Source organism: Citrobacter braakii, from assembly GCF_002075345.1.
Taxonomy (GTDB): domain Bacteria; phylum Pseudomonadota; class Gammaproteobacteria; order Enterobacterales; family Enterobacteriaceae; genus Citrobacter; species Citrobacter braakii.
Genome location: NZ_NAEW01000063.1, coordinates 1 through 1938, shown reverse-complemented (window position 1 = coordinate 1938; position 1938 = coordinate 1). Strand labels below are relative to the sequence as shown.

The following is a 1938-nucleotide window of genomic DNA, read 5'->3' as shown; positions in this document are numbered from 1 at the left end:
GCCGGACGGAAGTCCGCAGCGTGGCCGGGGTCTGATAACTGGTGTCATCGATAAGGAAGCGGTTTTCCCACTGCGACAGCATTCCCACCGCGCCACACACCAGTTCAAGGTCATGACTGGTCAGATTCCCGCTACGCAGACGGGTCAGCGGAACCCTCGCCAGGATGGACATCAGGCGAAGCATCAGTTGTGCCGCGGGCATCTCCATACTGTAGAACTGGACCGTTCTGTCCACAGGACATCCGTACAGCGCCGCCAGCGCATGCCCGACCGCCAGGGCGGTTTTACCCATGGACGGACGGGCGCCAATCAGTATCAGGTTACCGTCCTGCCAGCCGCAGGTTTTTGCATCCAGCTCCGCAAATCCCGTAGGAACACCCGTCACTCCAGCCCCACCTGCCACCGACTCCAGCCAGGTCATCACATCCGATGCCTGCGTGGTGATACTCAGACAGGTCTGCGGTACATTCTGCTGCGCCAGGTTAAATAGTTCCTTCTCGCCCTGCTCAATCAGTGAGTCCGTAACCTGCTTCAGGGTGGATATGCCCTTACCATTGGACGGCTGCAGCAGGGCAGCCTGCTGGTAAAGGGAGCTCCCCAGTTTCATCAGTTGCCGGGCCCGGCTACACTCCCTGACGATTTCAGCGTATGCCACGATATTGGCGGCACTGGGCGTGTTTTTGGACATTTCTGCCAGATAAGCAAAACCCCCACAACGCTCCAGCAGTCCCCGCCGCTCCAGTGATTCCGAGAGTGTAATCAGGTCAATGGGATACCCCGCGCTGACCAGACGCTCTATCTCACGGTATATCAGCTGGTTGACGTAAAGATAAAAATCGGTCGGTATCAGGAGAGGAGCCACCTCATCCCAGCGGTCATTGTCCAGCATCAGCCCGCCGAGCACGCTGGTCTCAGCTCCCTGATGGTATGGCACATCACGATGCTGATTCGTTGTTTTGACGTCAGCCATTCACCACCTCCGCCGCTACTTCACGCGGACAGGCAAGGAACGCTTCCAGCAGACGCCGGTACATACGCGGAGATACCAGAAACAGCGGCATGTCAGACAACGGCAGATATGACACGCTATCACGCCGCTCATGGTCATACGTCCACATGACCTCAAAGAGCCGCATATGATCCCGCAGACTGCCTGTTTCAGGGGAGTGGCGAACCGGGGTTCCGGCCTGCTCATCAAGCTTTCGGTGGTATTCGTACTCCGACAGCAGGTTGTGGTAAATCACCGTGGATTCAGGCACACCCCAGATATCAACCAGCAACGCGACCAGGATCGCGCCGGCATCGTCGTTAAGGTCAGCCTCAAAAAACATCCGTTTTTCATCAAACCCCCGTTGCAGGGAGGCAGCGCAGGAGCATACTGCACGATAAAGAATTCGCATTTTCCACCTCACACATTCTGGACTGTGTAAAAAACGGCAAAAAATGACGGGATGAACCTGAACGTAAACATCAACAACGGGGGGCCGCTAAAGTGACTGGTGTGAGTGTAAACCGTACAGAGTACGGTTTTGTCCACTGAATATGCGACTCTGACGATATGAATCAGAGGGAAGTTTTTCATCATCGTCTCCCCCTCACTCAGCATCATCAGTCAGCGGATGATTCCGGAAAGATTCACATGACGAACACACGCCCCGCCCGGTTTCATAATTCACCTTCAGCCAGTGGCAGGGCTCACGGAATTCGTTCACGCAGGCGTTATTGTCAGTACAGCCACATCCGACACAGACGGCTTCCTGAACGCCGGACTCTGCTGACGCCGCATCAGTGCCGGCAACTGCACCCGCAGCACCATTCATGCCGGGTCTTCGGCGAAGAACATCATCAAACAGCGCTTTCCACTGCGGGAACAGTTCACAGGCCAGATGGTGAATTGTTTCCGCCGCCGGTAACGACTTACGGTCAGTGGTGTATTCA

The 1938-nt window shown here is 55.9% G+C and carries 2 protein-coding genes and 1 pseudogene; all 3 read right to left on the bottom strand.

Annotation, left to right across the window (positions count from 1 at the left end; all coding sequences use genetic code 11):
• Positions 1 to 970: DnaB-like helicase N-terminal domain-containing protein (locus tag BZK42_RS27760; protein ID WP_080861568.1), on the bottom strand; the 970-nt coding region annotated here is incomplete at its 3' end.
• Positions 963 to 1331: a hypothetical protein gene (locus tag BZK42_RS27755; protein WP_080861565.1), complete on the bottom strand. Its 369-nt coding sequence runs from the start codon at positions 1329 to 1331 to the stop codon at positions 963 to 965. The genes BZK42_RS27760 and BZK42_RS27755, both read right to left, overlap by 8 nt.
• A gap of 264 nt (positions 1332 to 1595) precedes the next feature.
• Positions 1596 to 1938, bottom strand: a pseudogene (locus tag BZK42_RS29460) (hypothetical protein); the annotation flags it as partial.

Bases quoted from the DNA above. Each gene is read 5' to 3' on its own strand.
- BZK42_RS27755 (WP_080861565.1), bottom strand. From the start codon at position 1,331: ATGTTTTTTGAGGCTGACCTTAACGACGATGCCGGCGCGATCCTGGTC.